The following is a 19,515-nucleotide window of genomic DNA, read 5'->3' on the forward strand; positions in this document are numbered from 1 at the left end:
GTGGCCATGGTTTCAGCTCCAGGGGTGGGTCATCGGGAATCGGTACCGTCCAGCGCCAGCCGCACCAGCGCTTCGGCGTCCAGCTCGTCCAGGTCGTCGCCGGCGTCGGCGGCGTCCTCGAGCCCGGCCAGCTCCAGCAGCGCCGACATCAGGCCGGCGTCGCGGAACTTCGCCAGCGGCACGGTGGCCAGCGCCGCCCGGATCCGGGCTTCTTCGGGGTCGGCCGCGGCGCCGGGCCGCAGGACTTCCAGCAGGTGCGCGGCCAGCGCCGCCGGGGTCGGGTGGTCGAAGACGACCGTCGCGGGCAGCGTCACGCCGGCCGCCGCCGCGAGGCGGTTGCGGAACTCGACCGAGGTCAGGGAGTCGAAGCCCAGCTCGGTGAACGGCCGGCCCGCCGGGACGGCGTCGGCCCCGCGGTGCCCCAGCGCGCCCGCCGCCTCGGTACGGACCAGGCCCAGCACCGTTCGTTCGGCGTCCGACGGCGACAGCTCGGCCAGCTCGGCCCGCAGGTCGCGGTCGGCCACCGGCGCGGCCACGGCTTCCAGCGCCCGGCGCGCGTCCGGCACGCCGAGCAGCAGCGCGCTCGGCCGGGCCGACGTGAACGCGGGCACGAACCGGTCCCAGTCGACGTCGGCCAGGGTCAGCGCGGTCTCGTCCCGCCCGACCGCGGCGGCGAGCGCGCGGACGGCGAGGGCGGGCCGCAGGGTCCGCAAACCCCGGCGCCGCAAGTAATCCTCGGCGTCGTGGTCGGCCGCCATGCCGCCATCGGCCCACGGGCCCCAGGCGAGCGCGGTCGCGGTCCGGCCCGCGGCCCGGCGGCGGCGGGCGAGCGCGTCGAGGTGGGCGTTGGCCGCCCCGTACGCGGACTGGCCGCCGCTGCCCCAGACGCCGGCGATCGACGAGAACAGCACGAAGGCGTCCAGTTCGGTGTCGCCGAGCAGCGCGTCGAGGTTCTCCGCACCGGCCACCTTGGCGGCCAGGATGTCCGCGAACGGCGCCAGATCGGCGTCTTCCAACGGGGTCGCTCCCCCGGTGCCTGCCGCGTGGACGACGGCGGTGAGGTCGTCGCGGATGTCCTCGAGCACCGTGGCGAGCGCGGCGCGGTCGGCGACGTCGCAGGCCGCGATCGTCACGTCGGCACCCAGCGCGGTCAGCTCCGCCCGCAGGTCTTCCGCACCCGGCGCCTGCTCGCCGCGGCGGCTGGTGAGGACGATCTTTTCCGCGCCCGCGGTGGCGAGCCAGCGGGCGACGTGAGCGCCGAGCGCACCCGTGCCGCCGGTGACGAGCACCGTGCCGCGCGGCTGCCACGGCCGTCCGGCGGGCGCGCCGGTCACCGGGACGAGGCGACGGACGAGCCGTCCGTCCCGCAGCGCGACCTGGTCTTCGGCCGGGTCGGCCAGTGCCTGGACGAGCAGTTCCGCGGTCCGGACGTCGAAGTCCGCGGGCAGGTCGACCAGACCGCCCCAGCCGGCCGGGCGGTCGAGGGCGGCGCTGCGGCCGAGTCCCCAGACCTGTGCCTGGACGGCGTCGGGAGCCGCGTCCGCCGGCCCGGTCGTGACCGCGCCGCGGGTGACTGTCCACACCGGAGTGTCGGTGACCGACTGGAGCAGCGCGAGGGTCGCCGCCACTCCGGCCGGGACAGTGCCGGTTCCGGGCGTGAGCGCGAGCAAGGACAAGACGGCGTCCGCTTCCGCCAGGTCGGCTTCGGCCGGGTCGTCGAGCCGGGTGACCGCGACGCCGTTCGCGGTGAGTGCCGCGGCGATCCGGTCGCCGAGCGCGCTTTCCGCGGCCGGGACGGCCAGCAGCCACGTGCCCCGCGGCTTCGCACCGGTTTCCCGGGCCGGTTCCCAGGCGACGCGGTACCGCCACGAGTCCACAACGGACTCTTCGTCCCGCTGACGTCGCCAAGTCGACAACGCGGGCAGCAGCGCGCTCAGGGATTCGCGCTGGGTCTCGTCGATCGCCAGCGCGCCGGCCAGTTCGCCGACGTCCGCGCGTTCGACCGCCGACCAGAACGCGGTGTCCGCCGCGGGCACGGGGGCGGCCGGTTCGAGCCAGTAGTGCTCGTGCTGGAAGGCGTAGGTCGGCAAGGCCACGCGGCCGGTGGCCCCGAAGACCGCCGAGAGGTCCGCGGGCGCGCCGTTCGCGAACAGCGTCGACAGCGCGGTCAGCGCCGCCGTCTCCTCCGGCCGGTCGCGCCGCAGCGACGGCACGACCACGGCGTCCTCGGCCACGAGGTCCCGGGCCATCGAGCTGAGCACGCCGTCCGGGCCCAGCTCCAGGAAGAAGCGGGCGCCTTCGGCTTCGAGCGTCGCGACGCCGTCGGCGAACCGGACGGCTTCCCGCACATGCTCCACCCAGTAGTCCGCGGTGAACGGCTCGGCGAGAGCACCGCTCACATTCGAGATCACCGGTACCTTTGCGGGGTGGTAGGTGACCTTGTCGGCCACCGCGCGGAACTCGTCGAGCATCGGGTCGAGGTGCGGCGAGTGGAAGGCGTGGCTGACGCTGAGCCGCTTGGTCCGGACGCCCTGTGTCGCGAACTCCTCGGCGAGGGCGAGGACTTCGGGCTCGTCGCCGGAGACGACCACCGACGCCGGGCCGTTGATCGCCGCGATCGACACCCGGTCGCCCAGCCGCGGCAGCACTTCGGCCTCCGGGGCGGCGATCGACACCATCGCGCCGCCCTTGGGCAGCGCCTGCATCAGCGCGGCGCGGGCCGAGACGAGCAGGCACGCGTCTTCGAGCGAGAACACGCCGGCGACGTGCGCGGCGGCCAGCTCACCGATCGAGTGCCCGGCGACGAACGCCGGCTTGACGCCCCACGACTCGAAAAGCCGGTACAGCGCGACTTCGACGGCGAACAGCGCCGGCTGGGTGAAGCCGGTCTCGTCCAGGCCCGGCGCGTCGCCGAAGACGACGTCCCGCACGGGCACGGTGAACTCGGCGCAGATCGTGTCGAACGCCGCCGCGTAGACCGGGTACCGGTCGTACAGCTCGCGGCCCATGCCCGCCCGCTGCGCGCCTTGGCCGGTGAACAGCACCGCGAGCTTGCCGTTCGACGCGGTGCCGCGGACGACCCCGGGGACACTTTCTCCTGCTGCCAGCGAGTGAAGCCCGGAAAGCAGTTCGTCACGGCTGCTGCCGAGCACGACCGCGCGGTCGTCGAAGCGGGTACGCGCGAGCAGCGTCCCGGCGACGGCCGACGGCGGAGCATCGGCGACCGCCGACGCCAGCTTGCGGGCCTGGGCACGCAACGCCTGCTCCCCCTTGGCCGACAACGCCCAGGCCACCACCGGCGGCTCCGGCGGCACGACCGGCGCGGGCACCGGTTCGTCGGGCAGTTCCAGGATGGCGTGGGCGTTCGTGCCGGAAATGCCGAACGCCGAGATCCCGGCCCGGCGCGGGCGTCCCGTGGCCGGCCACGCGCGTTGCTCGGTGAGCAGCTCGACCGCGCCGGACTCCCAGTCCACTCGGGACGAAGGGGCATCGACGTGCAAGGTCTTCGGAAGCACGCCGTGGCGCATGGCCATGACCATCTTGATCACGCCGGCCACGCCCGCGGCCGACTGCGTGTGCCCGAGGTTGGACTTCAGCGAGCCCAGCCACAGCGGTTCCTCGCGGTCCTGGCCGTAGGTCGCGAGCACCGCCTGCGCCTCGATCGGGTCGCCGAGGGTCGTGCCGGTGCCGTGGGCCTCCACCGCATCGACGTCCGAAGTGGACAGTCCGGCGCTCGCCAGCGCCGCGCGGATCACGCGTTGCTGCGAGGGCCCGTTCGGCGCGGTCAGGCCGTTCGACGCGCCGTCGGAGTTGACGGCCGAACCGCGCAGGAGCGCGAGGACTTCGTGGCCGTTGCGCCGCGCGTCCGACAGCCGCTCCAGGACGACCATGCCGGCGCCTTCGCTCCAGCCGGTGCCGTCGGCCGAGTCCGAGAAGGCCTTGCAGCGGCCGTCCGGGGACAGGCCGCGTTGCCGGCTGAACTCGACGAAGATGTCCGGCGTGCCGAGGATCGCGACGCCGCCGGCCAGCGCGAGATCGCATTCGCCCTGGCGGAGGGCCTGACCGGCCAGGTGCAAGGCGACCAGCGACGACGAGCACGCGGTGTCCACAGTGACCGCGGACCCCTCCAGGCCCAGGTGGTAGGCGACCCGCCCGGACAGCACGCTGCCCGCGTTGCCGGTCATCAAGTGCCCCTCGACGCCGTCCGCGGCCGCGGTGGCACCGGCGGCGTACCCGGAGTGCGCGGCGCCGACGAAGACGCCGGTGTTGCTGCCGCGCAACGTGCCCGGCTCGATCCCCGCGCGTTCGAAGGCTTCCCACGAAACTTCCAGCAGCAGCCGCTGCTGCGGGTCCATCGCGAGCGCTTCCCTCGGGGAGATCCCGAAGAACGCCGCGTCGAAGTGCGCCGCGCCGGGCAGGAATCCACCACCCGACGCGTAGAACGTGCCCGGGTGCGCCGGGTCCGGGTGGTACAGCTCGTCGACCGGCCAGCCGCGGTCGGCCGGGAACCCGCCGATGGCGTCGCGGCCCTCGGCGACCAGCTGCCACAGCGCGTCGGCCGAATCGACGTCGCCCGGGAAACGGCAGCTCATCGCCACGATGGCGACCGGGTCGTCGACGCGGTTCCGCGGCCGGGCGGCCGGCGCCGCCGCGGGTGCCGCACCCGCCAGTTCGCCGTACAGGTGACCGGCGAGCACGTCGGGGTTCGGGTAGTCGAAGACGAGCGTCGCGGGCAGCGTGCGGCCGGTCGCGGTGGCGAGCCGGTTGCGCAGCTCGACCGCGGTCAGCGAGTCGAAACCGCTGTCCTTGAACGCTTTCGCGGGGTCGACCGCGTCGGGGCTCGCGTGCCCCAGGACCGCCGCGACGTGCTTGCGGACGAGGTCCAGCAGCCGTCCGCGCGCCGCTTCCGGGGCGAGGCCGGCGAGCTGCGCGGCCCAGCCGTCGTCGGCGACGGCGGTCCGGGCGCTGCGGCGGACCGGCGTGCGGACGAGCCCGCGCCACAGCGGGGCCAGGTCTTCCGCGGTGCGCAGCGCGGCGAGGTCGACGCGCATCGGCACGGCGACCGGCCGGCCGAGCCCGATCGCGGCGTCCAGCGCGGCGAGCGCGTCCTCTGTGGACAGCGGCCGGATGCCGGCGCGTTCGATGCGGCCGCGGTCGCGGTCCCCGAGCTTGCCGGTCATCGCGCTGGACAGCGCCCACTGGCCCCAGGCGAGGGAAACCGCGGGCAGGCCACGGGAACGGCGCCGGGCAGCGAGCGCGTCGAGGGCGCTGTTCGCCGCGGCGTACCCGCTTTGCCCGGCCGCGCCGACGATCCCGGCGACCGAGGAGAACAGGACGAACCAGGCCAGGTCGTGGTCCCGGGTAAGCCTGTCGAGCGCCTCCGCACCGTCCACTTTGGCGCGGAGCACGGCGGAAACCCGTGCCGGTGTCTGCGCTTCGAGCACGCCGTCGTCCAGGACGCCGGCCGCGTGCACCACCCCGATCAGCGGCTGCCCGGCGGGGATCGCCCGCAGCACGTCCGCCACGAAACCGGGCTCGGCCACGTCGCCGGCGGCCACGACCGCCTCGACGCCGAGCGCGGTCAGTTCGTCGACGAGCCCGGCCGCACCGGGCACGTCGATCCCCCGCCTGCCGACGAGCACCAGCCGCTCGACGCCGGGACGGCGGGCGAGGTGCCGGGCCACGGCGGCGCCGAGCGTTCCGGTACCACCGGTGACGAGCACGGTGCCCGCCGGTTCGGGCCGCGGCAGCGTGAGGACGTTCTTGCCGATGTGCTTGGCCTGGCTGACGAACCGGAACGCGTCGGCGGCGCGGCCGAGGTCCCAGGCGCGCACCGGCAACGGCCTCAGCTCGCCGCGGCCGAAGGCGGCCAGCAGGTCGGCGAGAATGGCGGCGATCCGGGCCGCGCCCGGGTCGCCGAGGTCGAAGGTGTGGTAGCCGTCGCCCTCGCGGACGTCGGTCTTGCCCAGCTCGACGAACTGCCCGCCGGGCTTGAGCAGCTCCAGCGAGGCGTCGGTGAACGCGCCGGTCAGCGAGTTCAGCACGACGTCGACGCCACCGGCGAACTTCTCGCGGAAGTCCAGGGTGCGCGAGCTGGCCAGGTGCGCGTCGTCGAGGCCGAGCTCGCGCAACACGGCGTGCTTGCCTTCGCTCGCCGTCGCGAACACTTCGGCGCCCTTCCAGCGGGCCAGCTGCACCGCGGCCATCCCGACGCCGCCGGCCGCCGCGTGCACGAGCACGGACTGGCCGGCTTCGAGGCCGCCGAGGTCGAACAAGCCGTAGTACGCGGTGACGAACGCGACCGGGACGGTCGCGGCCTCGGCGAACGTCCACCCGCCGGGGATCTCCGCCAGACGGCGTGCATCGGCGGTGGCGCGCGGCGCGAAGGCGTCGTCGACGAGGCCGAACACGCGGTCCCCGACGGCGAGATCCTCAACGCCCGCCCCGATTTCGACGACCACGCCGGCGGCTTCGGAGCCGAGGCGGGCGTCGGGGTCCGGGTACATGCCGAGCGAGATGAGCACGTCGCGGAAGTTCAGCCCGGCGGCGCGGACCTCGATCCGGACTTCGCCCGTTTCCAGTGGTGCTTCGGTCGTTTCGGTCAGCGCCAGGCTGTCGGTCGTGCCGCCGCCGGTGGTGCCGAGGCGCCAGGAGGCGGTCGTCGGGGTCAGCGGCATCCCGCTCGCGCGGACCAGCCGCGGCGCGGTCGCGACGCCTTCGCGGATCATCAGCTGCAGCTCACCGAAGGCGTCCACAGTGGACAGGAGGTCCTGCGATCGCGGGTCGTCGTCGACGTCGGCCAGGAGGAACCGGCCCGGGTGTTCCGACTGCGCGGACCGCACCAGCCCGGCGACGGCCGCCGCGGCGAGGTCGCCGTCCGCCGCGCCGCGGGTGACGACGACGAGCTTGCCCGGCCGGTTCCCGGCGAGCCAGGTCTGGAGCTTTTCGAGGACCCGGCCGGTGGTTTCGTGCACGTCGTCGCCGGTCACCCGGGTGAACTCGAGATCGGCGCCCGCCGCCGCGGGGTCGGCGGTGACCTCGGTCCAGACCTGTTCGAAGAGCGTGTCCGGGACGGTGGCCGCCGCGGGGGCGACGGGGCGCAGCAGCAGCGAGCCGACGGTCACCACGGGGGCGCCGGTGGTGTCCCACGCGGTGAGCGCGACGGCGTTCTCCCCCGCCGGGCTCAGCCGGACGCGGAGTGCGGTGGCGCCGGTGGCGTGCACCGCGACGCGGGTGAAGGAGAACGGCATCCGGGCGGCGCCGTCGTCCGGGGTGACGATGCCGAGGCCGAGCGGGTGCAGGGCGGCGTCGAGCAGGGCCGGGTGCAAGGCGAACCCGGCGGCGTCGAACGGTTCCGGCAGCGAGACTTCGGCGAAGACCTCGGAGCCGTCTCGCCAGACGCGGGTGAGGCCGCCGAAGGCTTCGCCGTAGACGAAGCCCATCGCGGCGAGCCGCTCGTAGAGCCCGGTGGTGTCGACCGGTTCCACGCCGGCCGGGGGCCACTCGGCGGCACTTTCACGTGAAAGTGCGGCGGTGCTGACGCTGCCGGTGGCGTGCTGGGTCCAGTCGGCGTCGGCGGTCCGCGAGTGCACGGCGATCGGGCGGCGTCCCGCGGTGTCGGCCGGGCCGGCCGATACCTGGACGGTGACCGCGCCGCGGTCGGGAAGCACCAGCGGGGCGGCGAAGGTCAGTTCGTCGACGACGGTGCAGCCGACCTGGTCGGCGGCCTGGACGACGAGTTCGAGCAGCGCGGTGCCGGGGACCAGGACGGTGCCGGACAGCGCGTGCCCGGCCAGCCACGGGTGCGTTTCCAGGGAGAGGCGTCCGGTGAGGACGGTGCCTTCGTCGCCGGCGAGGTCGACGGCCGCGCCGAGCAGGGGGTGTTCGAGCGTGCCCATGCCGACGGCGCCGAGGTCGCCGCGGGCGGCTCCGGAGCGTGGCCAGTAGCGGTCGCGTTGGAAGGGGTAGGTCGGGAGGTCGATGCGGCGGCCGCCGGGGAAGAGGGGCGTCCAGTCGACGTCGATGCCGTTGACGTGAACGGTGCTCAGTGCTGTGAGCAGTGCTCTTTCTTCGGAGCGGTCTCGTCGTAGAGCACTGCTCACGGTTCCGCCGTCGATCATCGCGCTGAGGACGCCGTCCGGGCCCAGCTCCAGGAAGGTCTGGACGCCTTCGGCTTGGAGCGTGGTGATGCCGTCGGCGAAGCGGACCGCCTCGCGGACGTGGCGGACCCAGTAGTCCGCGGTGAACGGCTCGGCGAGAGCACCGCTCACATTTGAGATCACCGGTATCGTTGCGGTGCGGTGCTCCAAGGACTCGGCGACGGTGCGGAACTCGTCGAGCATGGGGTCCATCAGCGGCGAGTGGAACGCGTGGCTGACGGTGAGGCGCTTGGTTTTCGGGAACTGGGCTGCGATGGCCAGCACGGCGGCTTCGTCGCCGGAGATGACTACCGACTCGGGGGTGTTGACGGCGGCGATGGAGACGCCGTCGGTGAGGGTGATCTCAGACTCGGGGGCCGCGATGGAGACCATCGCGCCGCCCGTGGGGAGGGCTTGCATGAGGGAGGCGCGGGCGGCGACCAGGCGGCAGGCGTCTTCGAGCGAGAGGACTCCGGCTACGTGGGCTGCGGAGATTTCGCCGATTGAGTGGCCTGCTACGAAGTCTGGGCGGATGCCGAACGATTCGATCAGGCGGTAGAGGGCGACTTCGAGCGCGAAGAGGGCGGGTTGGGTGAATTCGGTGCGGTCCAGGAGGTCTTGGGTGGTGAAGGCCTCGCGGAGGTCCGGAGTGAAGTGCGAGAGGATCTCGTCGAAAGCCTCCGCGTAGACCGGGAAGCGGGAGTAGAGCTGCTCGCCCATACCGACACGCTGCGCGCCTTGGCCGGTGAAGAGGACTGCGAGCAGGGCGTCCGGGTCGGCTGTTCCCGTGATGATGTCGTCGCCCAGTCGCACCGCGCGGTGGTCCAAGCGGGCTCGGGTGGTGGCCAGCGAGAAACCCAGGTCCACCGGGTTCGCGGCCGGGAGCCGGTCGATCAAGGTCTCCAGGGCGGCCGCGTCGTGCGCGGAGAAGACCTGTGGCAGCAGGGCGTCCGTCGGGGACGGCTCGGGCTGGGGCTCGGCCGCCGGGGCCTGCTCCAGGATCGTGTGGACGTTGGTGCCGCTCACGCCGAACGCCGAAACCGCCGCCCGGCGGGGGCGGTTGTGGTGCGGCCACGCGCGCTGCTCGGTGAGCAGCTCGACGGAACCCGCCGTCCAGTCCACTTGGGACGACGGCGCGTCGACGTGCAGGGTGCGGGGCAGGACGCCGTGGCGCAGGGCCTCGACCGTCTTGATGACGCCGGCCATGCCGGCCGCGGCCTGGGTGTGGCCGAGGTTGGACTTGACCGAACCGAGCCAGAGGGGCTCGTCGCGGTCCTGGCCGTAGGTGGCCAGCAGCGCCTGGGCCTCGATCGGGTCGCCGAGGCGGGTGCCGGTGCCGTGGGCTTCGACCGCGTCGACGTCTGCTGTGGACAGTCCGGCGTTCGCCAGCGCCGCTCGGATGACCCGCTGCTGGGAGGGGCCGTTCGGGGCGCTCAGGCCGTTCGAAGCACCGTCCTGGTTGACGGCCGAGCCGCGGACGACGGCGAGGATCCGGTGGCCGTTGCGTTCGGCGTCCGAGAGGCGCTCCAGCAGGACCAGGCCGACGCCTTCGCCCCAGCCGGTGCCGTCGGCCGCGTCGGCGAAGGGTTTGCAGCGGCCGTCCGCGGCCAGGCCGCGCTGGCGGGCGAACTCCAGGAACGCCATCGGCTTGGCCATGATCGCCACGCCGCCGGCCAGTGCCAGCGAGCACTCGCCCTGCCGCAGCGCCTGGCTCGCCAGGTGCATCGCGACCAGCGCCGACGAACACGCCGTGTCGACCGTGACGGCCGGGCCTTCGAGCCCGAAGGTGTACGACAAGCGCCCGGACATCACGCTCGGGGCCTCGCCGGTGAGCAGGTAACCCTCCGAACCGGACGGTCCCTGTTCGAGATTCGAGCCGTAGCCGGAACTGCTGGCGCCGACGAACACGCCGGTCGCGCTGCCGCGCAGCGAAGCCGGGTCGACGCCCGCGCGTTCGAACACCTCCCACGCCGTCTCCAGCAGCACGCGCTGCTGCGGGTCCATGGCGAGGGCTTCCCGCGGCGAGATGCCGAAGAAGCCCGCGTCGAAGTCGGCGGCACCCGTGACGAACCCGCCGACCTCGGCGAATTCCGCGTCACCGAAGGAGGTCAGGTCCCAGCCGCGGTCGGCCGGGAACGCCGTCAGCGCGTCGACGCCGTCGGTGACCAGGCGCCACAGGTCTTCCGGCGACCGGACACCGCCGGGGAAGCGGCAGCCCATCGCGACGATCGCGATCGGTTCGTCGGTGGCGGTGGCGGCGGCCGCGGTGACGACCGCGGTTTCGGTGCGGCCCAGCAGAAGCCGGTGCAGCTCTTCGGCGAGCGCGGCCGGGTTCGGGTGGTCGAACACCAGCGTCGCGGGCAGCGTCAGCCCGGTCGCCGCGTTGATCCGGTTGCGGACCTCGACCGCGGTCAGCGAGTCGAAGCCCAGCTCGCGGAACGCCCGGCCGGCCGGGACCGCCGTCGCCGAGTCGTGCCCGAGCACCGACGCGGCCTGGCCGCGGACGAGGTCGAGCAGCAGCCGCCGGGCTTCGGCCTCACCGAGTTCGGCCACCCGGCGGGCGAGTGCCGGACGCTCGGCCGAGGGCTCGTCGGCGGCTTCGAGCAGCGCCCGGACCTCGGGGATGTCCTCGATCAGCGGCCGCCGCCGCGCCAGCGTGAAGCCGGGCGCGAACCGCGCCCAGTCGACGTCGGCGACGGCGAGGAAGACCTCGTTCGCGTCGAGCGCCTGGCAGAGCGCCTCCACCGCGGCTTCCGGCGCCATCTCGCGGAGCCCGCGGCGGCGCAGCTGGTCTTCCAGCTCGACGTCGCCCGCCATGCCCCCGCCGCCCCAGAAGCCCCACGCGACCGAAGTGGCGGCGGCCCCGCGAGCGCGGCGCTGCTCGGCGAGGGCGTCGAGGTAGGCGTTGCCCGCGCCGTACGCCCCTTGGCCGCCGGAGCCCCAGACACCGGCGTTCGAGGAGAAGAGCACGAAGGCGTCGACGTCGTCGCCGAGCAGCTCGTCCAGGTTCCGGGCGCCCGCGACCTTGCCGCCGATGACGTCGGCGAACTCGGCCGCGGTCGTCTCCAGCACGGGCGTGGCCTGCGGCAGCCCGGCGGCGTGCACGACCGCGCGCACCGGTTCGCCGAGGTCCGCCAGCAGCGCGGCCAGCGAGGCGCGGTCGGCGACGTCGCACGCGGCGATCGTCACCCGCGTCCCGAGCGCGGACAGTTCGGCTTCGAGGTCCGCCGCGCCCGGCGCGTCCGGACCGCGGCGGCTGGTGAGCACCAGGTGCTCGGCGCCGTCGGTGGCGAGCCGACGCGCGACGTGCGCGCCCAGCGCCCCGGTCCCGCCGGTGATCAGGACCGTCCCGCGCGGCTTCCACCGCTCGGCCGTCGGGGTGAAGGGCGCACGGACCAGGCGCCGGGCCAGCAGCCCGGACGGGCGGACCGCGACCTGGTCCTCTTCGTCCACTCCGGACAGCGCGGCGGCGATCAGGCCCGCCGTCGCGGCGTCCGGTTCGGCGGGCAGGTCGAGCAAGCCGCCCCAGATCGCGGGCAGTTCGAGGCCGATCACGCGGCCCAGGCCCCACGTCATGGCCTGCGCCGGGCGGACGTCGAGCCCGCCGCGGGTGAGCAGCCACAACGGCGTCTCGCTCGCGGCCATCGCTTGCGCCAGCGCGAGGTTCGCGGTGGCGCCGGCGGGCAGGAAGTCCGCTTCGGGCGACGGGGTTTCGTCGAGCGCGAGCAGTGAGACGACGCCGGTGAAGCCCGCCGCGTCGGTGAACTCGGAGACCACCACGGGCTCGGCGCCGTGGGCGGCCAACGCGGCCGGGACACCGCAGTCGTCGTGTCCGTCCGGGACGACGACCAGCCACCGCCCGGACAGTTCCGGAGTGGACGGTGCGGCAACGGGCTTCCACTCGACCCGGTACCGCCAGGAGTCCACTTCGGACGCGGCGCGGGCCCGCTCGCGCCAGCGGGTCAGCGCGGGCAGGACTTCGGCCAGCGTGCTGCCCGGCGCCACGTCGAGGGTGCCGGCGACGGCGTCGAGGTCGAGACCGTCGACGGCGGCCCAGAAAGCGGCGTCCACCGGGTCGGCGGCCGACTCCGGCGCGACCCCCGCGTCGAGCCAGTAGCGGCGGCGCTGGAAGGCGTAGGTGGGCAGGTCGACGCGGTGGGCGCCGGGGAACGCGGGCGTCCAGTCCACGGCGACCCCGCGCACGTGCGCCTCGCCGAGCGAGCGCAGGAACCGCTCGTACCCGCCGTCGTCGCGGCGCAGCGAACCGAGGGCCTCGACGCCGTCGGTCTCGCCGATCGCCATCGTCAGCACCGGGTGCGGCGAGGACTCGACGAACGTGCCGAACCCCTCCGCGGCGAGCGTGGCGACGGCGACGTCGAGCCGGACGGTCTCGCGGAGGTTCGTGTACCAGTACTCGGCGTCCAGCCGGGCGCCGTCGATCCAGGCGCCGGTGACGGTCGAGAAGAACGCGATGTCGCCGGTGCGCGGCCGGATCGGGGCCAGCACGTCGAGGAGTTCACCGCGCAGCTGCTCGACCTGCGCCGAGTGGGACGCGTAGTCGACGGGGATGCGCTTGGCGCGCACGCCGTCCGCCTCGCACGCGGTGATCAGCGCGTCCAGCGCGCCGGGCGTACCCGAGACGACGACGGCGGCCGGGCCGTTCACCGCCGCGATCGACAACCCGTCGGTCAGCCGCGCTTCGACGGCCTCCAGCGGTGCCGCGACGGACACCATGCCGCCGCCCCCGGCCAGCGCCAGGATCGCCTTGCTGCGCAACGCCACCACCCGGGCACCGTCCTCAAGGGACAGCGCGCCGGACACCACCGCGGCCGCGATCTCGCCCTGCGAGTGACCCACCACCGCGTCCGGGACCACGCCGAACGACCGCCACAACTCGGCCAGCGACACCATCACGGCCCACAGCGCGGGCTGCACGACGTCGACCCGGGCCAGCGCCGAGGCGTCGGCCAGCACATCGCGCAACGTCCAGTCCACAAAGGACGACAGCGCCGCCGCGCACTCGTCGAGCCGCGCACCGAACACCGGCGACGACGCGGCCAGCTCCAGCGCCATGCCCGCCCACTGGGAACCCTGACCGGGGAACACGAGCGCGGTCCGGCCGGTGCCCGCGGTCCCGGTGATCACGTTCGGGGCCGGAATCCCCTCCGCCAGCGCCGAAAGCCCGCTCACCAGCGCGGCCCGGTCACCGGTGACGACCGCGCGGTGCGGGAAGGCGGTCCGGGAAGTGGCCAGCGAGAACGCGAGGTCGGCCACGTTGTGCTCGGCCTGTCCCTGCAGCGCAAGCGCTTGCGCCTGCAGCGCCTCGGGCGACTTGGCCGACAGCACCCACGGCACCACCGGCGGTTCGGGCGTCGGCTCGACGTCGGCGACGTCGCCCTGCTCGAGGATCACGTGGGCGTTCGTGCCCGAGATGCCGAACGACGAGACCGCCGCCCGACGCGGGCGCGGCCGCTCCCACGGCCGCGGTTCGTCGAGCAGCCGGACCGCGCCGCTCTCCCAGTCCACGTGGGACGACGGCGTTTCCGCGTGCAGCGTCCGCGGCATCAGCCCGTGCCGCAGCGCCTGCACGGTCTTGATCACCCCGGCGACGCCGGCGGCGGCCTGGCAGTGGCCGATGTTGGACTTGAGCGAGCCGAGCCACAGCGGCTCCTCGCGGTCCTGGCCGTAGGTGGCCAGCAGCGCCTGCGCCTCGATCGGATCGCCCAGCGTGGTGCCGGTGCCGTGCGCCTCCACCAGGTCGATGTCCGAAGTGGACAGACCGGCGTCGGCCAGGGCCGCGCGGATCACGCGCTGCTGCGCCGGTCCGCTGGGCGCGCTGAGCCCGTTCGACGCGCCGTCCTGGTTCAGCGCGCTGCCGCGCAGCACGGCGAGCACCGGGTGCCCGAGGCGCCGTGCGTCGGACAGCCGCTCGACGAGCACGACGCCCGCGCCCTCGGCCATGCCCATGCCGTCGGCGCCGGCGCCGAACGCCTTGCAGCGCCCGTCCGCGGCCAGGCCGCGCTGGCGGCTGAACGCGGTCAGCGGCGCCGGCGTCACCATCACCGCGACGCCGCCCGCCAGCGCCAGCGAGCACTCGCCGCGGCGCAGGGCCTGCGCGGCCAGGTGCAGTGTCACCAGCGACGACGCGCAGGCCGCGTCGACGGTGAGCGCGGGACCTTCCAGGCCGAGGGTGTAGGCGACCCGGCCGGACAGCACGCTCGACACGCTGCCGGTGAGCAGGTGCCCTTCGAGGCCGTCCGGGATGTCGCGCATCCGGGCGTGGTAGTCCTGGTAGTTGGCGCCGACGAACACCCCCGCGGGCTCGCCGCGCAGGGTGGCCGGGTCGATCCCGGCGTGCTCGATCGCCTCCCACGAGATCTCCAGCAGCAGCCGCTGCTGCGGGTCCATGGCCAGCGCCTCGCGCGGCGAGATGCCGAAGAAGCCAGCGTCGAAATCGGCCACGTCGTGCAGGAAGCCGCCGTGGCGGACGGTCGAGGTGCCCTGCTCGTCGGCGTCGCCGCCGAACAGCTTCGCCAGATCCCAGCCGCGGTCGGTCGGGAACCCGGAGATGACGTCGCGGCCTTCGGCGACGAGGGTCCAGAGGTCGTCGGCGGACTTGACGCCGCCCGGGTAGCGGCAGCCCATGCCGATGATCGCGATCGGTTCATCGGCGGTCGCGATCCGGTTCACCGCAACGGTTTCCGTGCGGGTGCCGAGCACGGCGTCCCGCAGGTGCGCGGCGAGCCGCACCGGCGTCGGGTGGTCGAAGACGAGGGTCGCGGGCAGCCGCAGGCCGGTCGCGGCGGCGATCCGGTTGCGGACGTCCAGCGCGGTCAGCGAGTCGAAGCCGAGGTCGGTGAACGGCCGGTCCGGCTCGACGGCGGCACCGTTCGCGTGCCCGAGCACCGCGGCGGCCTGGGCGCGGACCAGCTCGAGGAGCAGCCGGTCGGCTTCGTCGCCGGACAACCCGGCGAGCTGCCCGGCCAGTGCCGGTGCTTCCGCGGTGGGCGCCTTCGCGGTTTCCTTGAGCCGCTTGACCTGCGGCAGGTCGTCGAACAGCGGCCGGGCGCGGCCGGCGGTGAACACCGGCAGGAACCGGGCCCAGTCGACGTCGGCGAGCACCGCGAAGGTCTCGTCGTGGCCGAGGGTTTCGTGCAGGGCCGCGATCGCGGTGGCCGGGTCCATCAGCGGCAGCCCGCGCCGGGCGAGCTGCCCGGTGTCGACGCCTTCGGACATCCCGCCCTGGCCCTCGATCTCGGTCGGCGCCCAGACGCCCCAGGCGATCGACGTCGCGGTCGCGCCCCGGGCCCGGCGCCGCTCGGCGAGCGTGTCGAGGAAGTTGTTGGCCGCCGAGTAGCCGGCGTGGTCGCCGCTGCCCCAGACGCCGGCGATCGAGGAGAACAGGACGAACGCGTCGAGGTCGTCGCCGAGCAGCTCGTCCAGGTGCCGCGCGCCCGCCACCTTGGCCCGGACGACCTCGGCGAACCCGGGCAGGGTCGTTTCGGTCACCGGCAGGAGCTCGACCGTGCCCGCGGCGTGGAACACCGAGCGGACCGGTTCGCCGAGGTCCGCCAGCAGGGCGGCGAGGGCGTCGCGGTCGGCGACGTCGCAGCGGGCGAGCGTGACGCGGGTGCCGAGGGCTTCCAGCTCGGCGGCGAGTTCGGTGGCACCCGGCGCGTCCGGCCCACGGCGGCCGGTCAGCACCAGGTGCGACGCGCCTTCGCTCGCGAGCCAGCGGGCGACGTGCGTGCCGAGCGCCCCGGTGCCGCCGGTGACCAGGATCGTGCCTTCGGGCCGCCACCGCGCCGGCCGGGCCTGCTCGCCCTTGCCCCCGGGGTGCAGCCGCCGGACCCGGACACCGCCGGGCCGCACGGCCAGCTGGTCTTCGTCGCCGCGGGCGGCCAGGATCCGGCCCAGCTGGTCGAGTTCGGCGGTGGTGGGTGCCGCGGTGAGGTCGACGAGGCCGCCCCAGCGGTCGGCGTGCTCCAGCGCGAGGACGCGCCCGAGGCCCCAGAGCAGCGACTGCTCGAGGCCGGGCAGCTCGTCGGCGGGTCCGGTGCGGACCGCGCCGCGGGTCAGCACCCACAGCGGCGCGCCGATCCCGGCGTCGCCGAGTGCCTGGGCCAGGACGAGCGTCAGGATCAGCCCGGCCGGGCTCTCGGGGAACTCCGGGTGCGGCCGTTCGTCGGCGGCCAGCAGCGAGACGACGCCGTCGAACGGCCCGGTGAGGCGCCCGGCCAGCGCGGCCCGGTCGGTGTCCGTGAGCACGAGGGTCTCGACGTCGGCGGTGCGGGCGAGCGTGTCGACGACGTCCTGACCGGAGCCGTCCTCGCCGCGCACGACCAGCCAGCGGCCGGACGGCTTCGCGAGGGGCAGGTCGGCGGGCTTCCAGGTGATGCCGTACCGCCAGGAGTCCACAGTGGACTCCATGGTCCGGCGCCGCCGCCAGTCCGCCAGTGCCGGGAGGACTTCGCCGAGCGGGGTGTCGACGGAGACGCCGAGGGTGCCCGCGAGGTCGGCCGGGTCGGCGCGGTCGACGACGTCCCAGAACCGCGCGTCGGCGGGCGCGACCCCGCCGCCGTGTCCGTCTTCGGTGTGCAGCCAGAAGCTTTCCCGCTGGAAGGCGTAGGTCGGCAGGGCGACGCGGCCCGCGCCGGGGAACGCCGGGGTCCAGTCGACGTCGACGCCGGCGCAGTGCGCTTCGCCCAGCGCCAGCTGGAACCGGGCGAGCCCGCCGTCGCCGCGGCGCAGCGTGCCCAGCGCGGTCGCGGTCTCGCCGATCGCCATGGTCAGCACCGGGTGCGGCGACGCCTCGATGAACGTCCCGAAGCCGCGTTCGGTGAGCGCGCGGACGGCGTCGTCGAGCAGCACGGTGCCGCGGAGGTTGGTGTACCAGTACGTCGCGTCCAGCTCGGCGCCGTCGGCCCAGTCGCCGGTCACGGTGGAGAAGAAGCCCGTCCCGGCGGTCCGCGGGGTGATCGGGGCGAGCACGCCGAGGAGCTCGTCGCGGATCTCCTCGACCTGCGCGGAGTGCGACGCGTAGTCCACCGGGATCCGCTTGGCGCGGACGCCGTCGGTCTCGCAGGCGGCGATCAGCGCGTCCAGGGCCCGGGGTTCGCCCGAGACGACCACCGCGGCCGGGCCGTTCACCGCCGCGACCGAGAGCCCGTCGGTCAGCAGTGCCTCGACGGTCTCCCGCGAGGCAGCCACCGACACCATGCCGCCGCGTCCGGCCAGCGCCAGGATCGCCTTGCTGCGCAACGCGACCACCCGTGCACCGTCCTCAAGGGACAGCGCACCGGACACCACGGCGGCGGCGATCTCACCCTGCGAGTGGCCCACGACCGCGTCCGGCACGACGCCGTAGGAGCGCCACAGCTCGGCCAGCGAAACCATGACCGCCCACAACGCGGGCTGCACCACATCGACCCGGGTCAGCGCGTCCGCGTCGGCGAGGACGTCCCGCAACGGCCAGTCCACAAAGGACGACAAGGCAACCGAACACTCGTCCAGCCGGGCCGCGAACACCGGCGACGAAGAAGCCAGCTCCAGTGCCATCCCGGCCCACTGCGAGCCCTGACCGGGGAACACCAGCGCGACCTTGCCGGGCTTCCCGGCCACCCCGGTGACCACGGCGTCGTCCGGCGCACCGGACGCGACCGCGGCAATCCCGCGGAGCAGTTCATCCCGGTCGTGCCCGACCACGACGGCCCGGTGCTCGAACCGCGCCCGCTCGACCGCCAGGGAGCGCCCCACCTCGGGCAGCGGCAGGCCATCCACACCGGACACCAGCGTCGCGGCCTGCGCCCGCAGCGCGTCCGCCGTGCGCCCGGAGACCACCCACGGCACCGGCCCCGAGCGCCCCAATGTGGCCTTCGGTGCGTCAGACGCACCCAAGGCGGCCTTCGGTGCGTCTGACGCAACCAAGGCCACATTGGGGCGCTCCGGCGCGGCTTCGAGGATCGCGTGCGCGTTCGTGCCGCTGATGCCGAAGGACGACACCGCCGCCCGGCGCGGGTGGTCGCGCTCGGGCCACTCGACGTCCTCGGCCAGCAGCCGCAGGGTGCCGTCCGACCAGTCCACTTCGGACGTCGGGCGCTCGGCGTGCCGCGACTTCGGCAACGTCGAGTGCTGCAGTGCCAGCACGGCCTTCATGACGCCGGCGACGCCCGCCGCGGCCTGCGTGTGCCCGATGTTCGACTTCACCGAACCCAGCCACAGCGGCTGTTCCGGCGACCGGCCGCGGCCGTAGGTCTCCAGCAGGGCCTGCGCCTCGATCGGGTCGCCGAGCGGCGTCCCGGTGCCGTGCGCCTCCATCAGGTCGACCTGGCTGGCCGCCACCCGGGCGTTGGCGAGCGCGTCGAGGATGACGCGCTCCTGCGACGGCCCGTTCGGGGCGCTCAGCCCGTTCGAAGCGCCGTCGGAGTTGACCGCCGAGCCGCGCACGACCGCGAGCACCGGGTGCCCGTTGCGCTGGGCGTCGGAAAGCCGTTCCAGCACCAGCATCCCGGCACCCTCGGCGGCGCCGAACCCGTCGGCGTCGGCGGAGAACGGCTTGCACCGGCCGTCCGGGGAAAGCGCTCGCTGCCGGCTCAGCTCGATCAGGATGCCCGGCGTCGCCATCACGGTCACACCGCCGGCCAGCGCCAGCGAGCACTCGTCGCGGCGCAGCGCCTGCACCGCCCAGTGCAGGGCGACCAGCGAGGACGAGCACGCGGTGTCGACGGTGACCGCGGGCCCCTCCAGACCGAGGACGTAGGCGATCCGGCCGGAGGCGACGCTGGTGATCGTGCCGGTGAGCAGGTGCCCCTCGACCGACTCCGGCACCTTGTGCGAGCTGGGCACGTAGTTCTGCTGCATGGCCCCGACGAACACGCCGGTGCGGCTCGCCTTCAGCGTCCGCGGGTCGATGCCGCCGCGCTCGAGGGCCTCCCACGACGTCTCCAGCAGCAGCCGCTGCTGCGGGTCCATGGCGAGGGCCTCACGCGGCGAGATGCCGAAGAAGCCGGCGTCGAACCGGTCGGCGTCGTGCAGGAACGCACCGCCGCGCATGGAGAACGTGCCGGGCCGCGACGGGTCCGGGTCGTAGAGCGACGCGAGGTCCCAGTCGCGGCCGTCGGGCAGCTCACCGATGACGTCCTCGCCGTCGGTCACCAGCCGCCACAACGCTTCCGGCGTCTCGATCCCGCCCGGGAAGCGGCAGCCCATGCCCACGATCGCGATCGGCTCGGTTTCCCGCGCCTCGAAGTCCCGCAACCGCTGCTTGGCCTGGCGCAGGTCCGCGGTGGCCAGCTTCAGGTAGTCGCGAAGCTTGTCCTCGTTCGACATGTGCCGTCAACTCCGTGCCTTGTCCGCGCCGCCGGGGTGGCGGCGCCGG

Annotated in this window: 1 protein-coding gene; it reads right to left on the bottom strand. The window is 74.4% G+C overall.

The genetic code is table 11. The features are described from left to right. Positions 1 to 29: 29 nt before the first annotated feature. Positions 30 to 19,466, bottom strand: coding sequence for a type I polyketide synthase (locus EIY87_RS48730; protein ID WP_225440312.1), 19,437 nt, complete (start codon positions 19,464 to 19,466; stop codon positions 30 to 32). Positions 19,467 to 19,515 lie beyond the last annotated feature (49 nt).

Origin of the sequence: Amycolatopsis eburnea, assembly GCF_003937945.1 — a bacterium.
Classification (GTDB): domain Bacteria; phylum Actinomycetota; class Actinomycetes; order Mycobacteriales; family Pseudonocardiaceae; genus Amycolatopsis; species Amycolatopsis eburnea.

Excerpts from the sequence above, each read along its gene's own strand:
- EIY87_RS48730 (WP_225440312.1), bottom strand. The coding sequence starts at position 19,466 with ATGTCGAACGAGGACAAGCTTCGCGACTACCTGAAGCTGGCCACCGCG.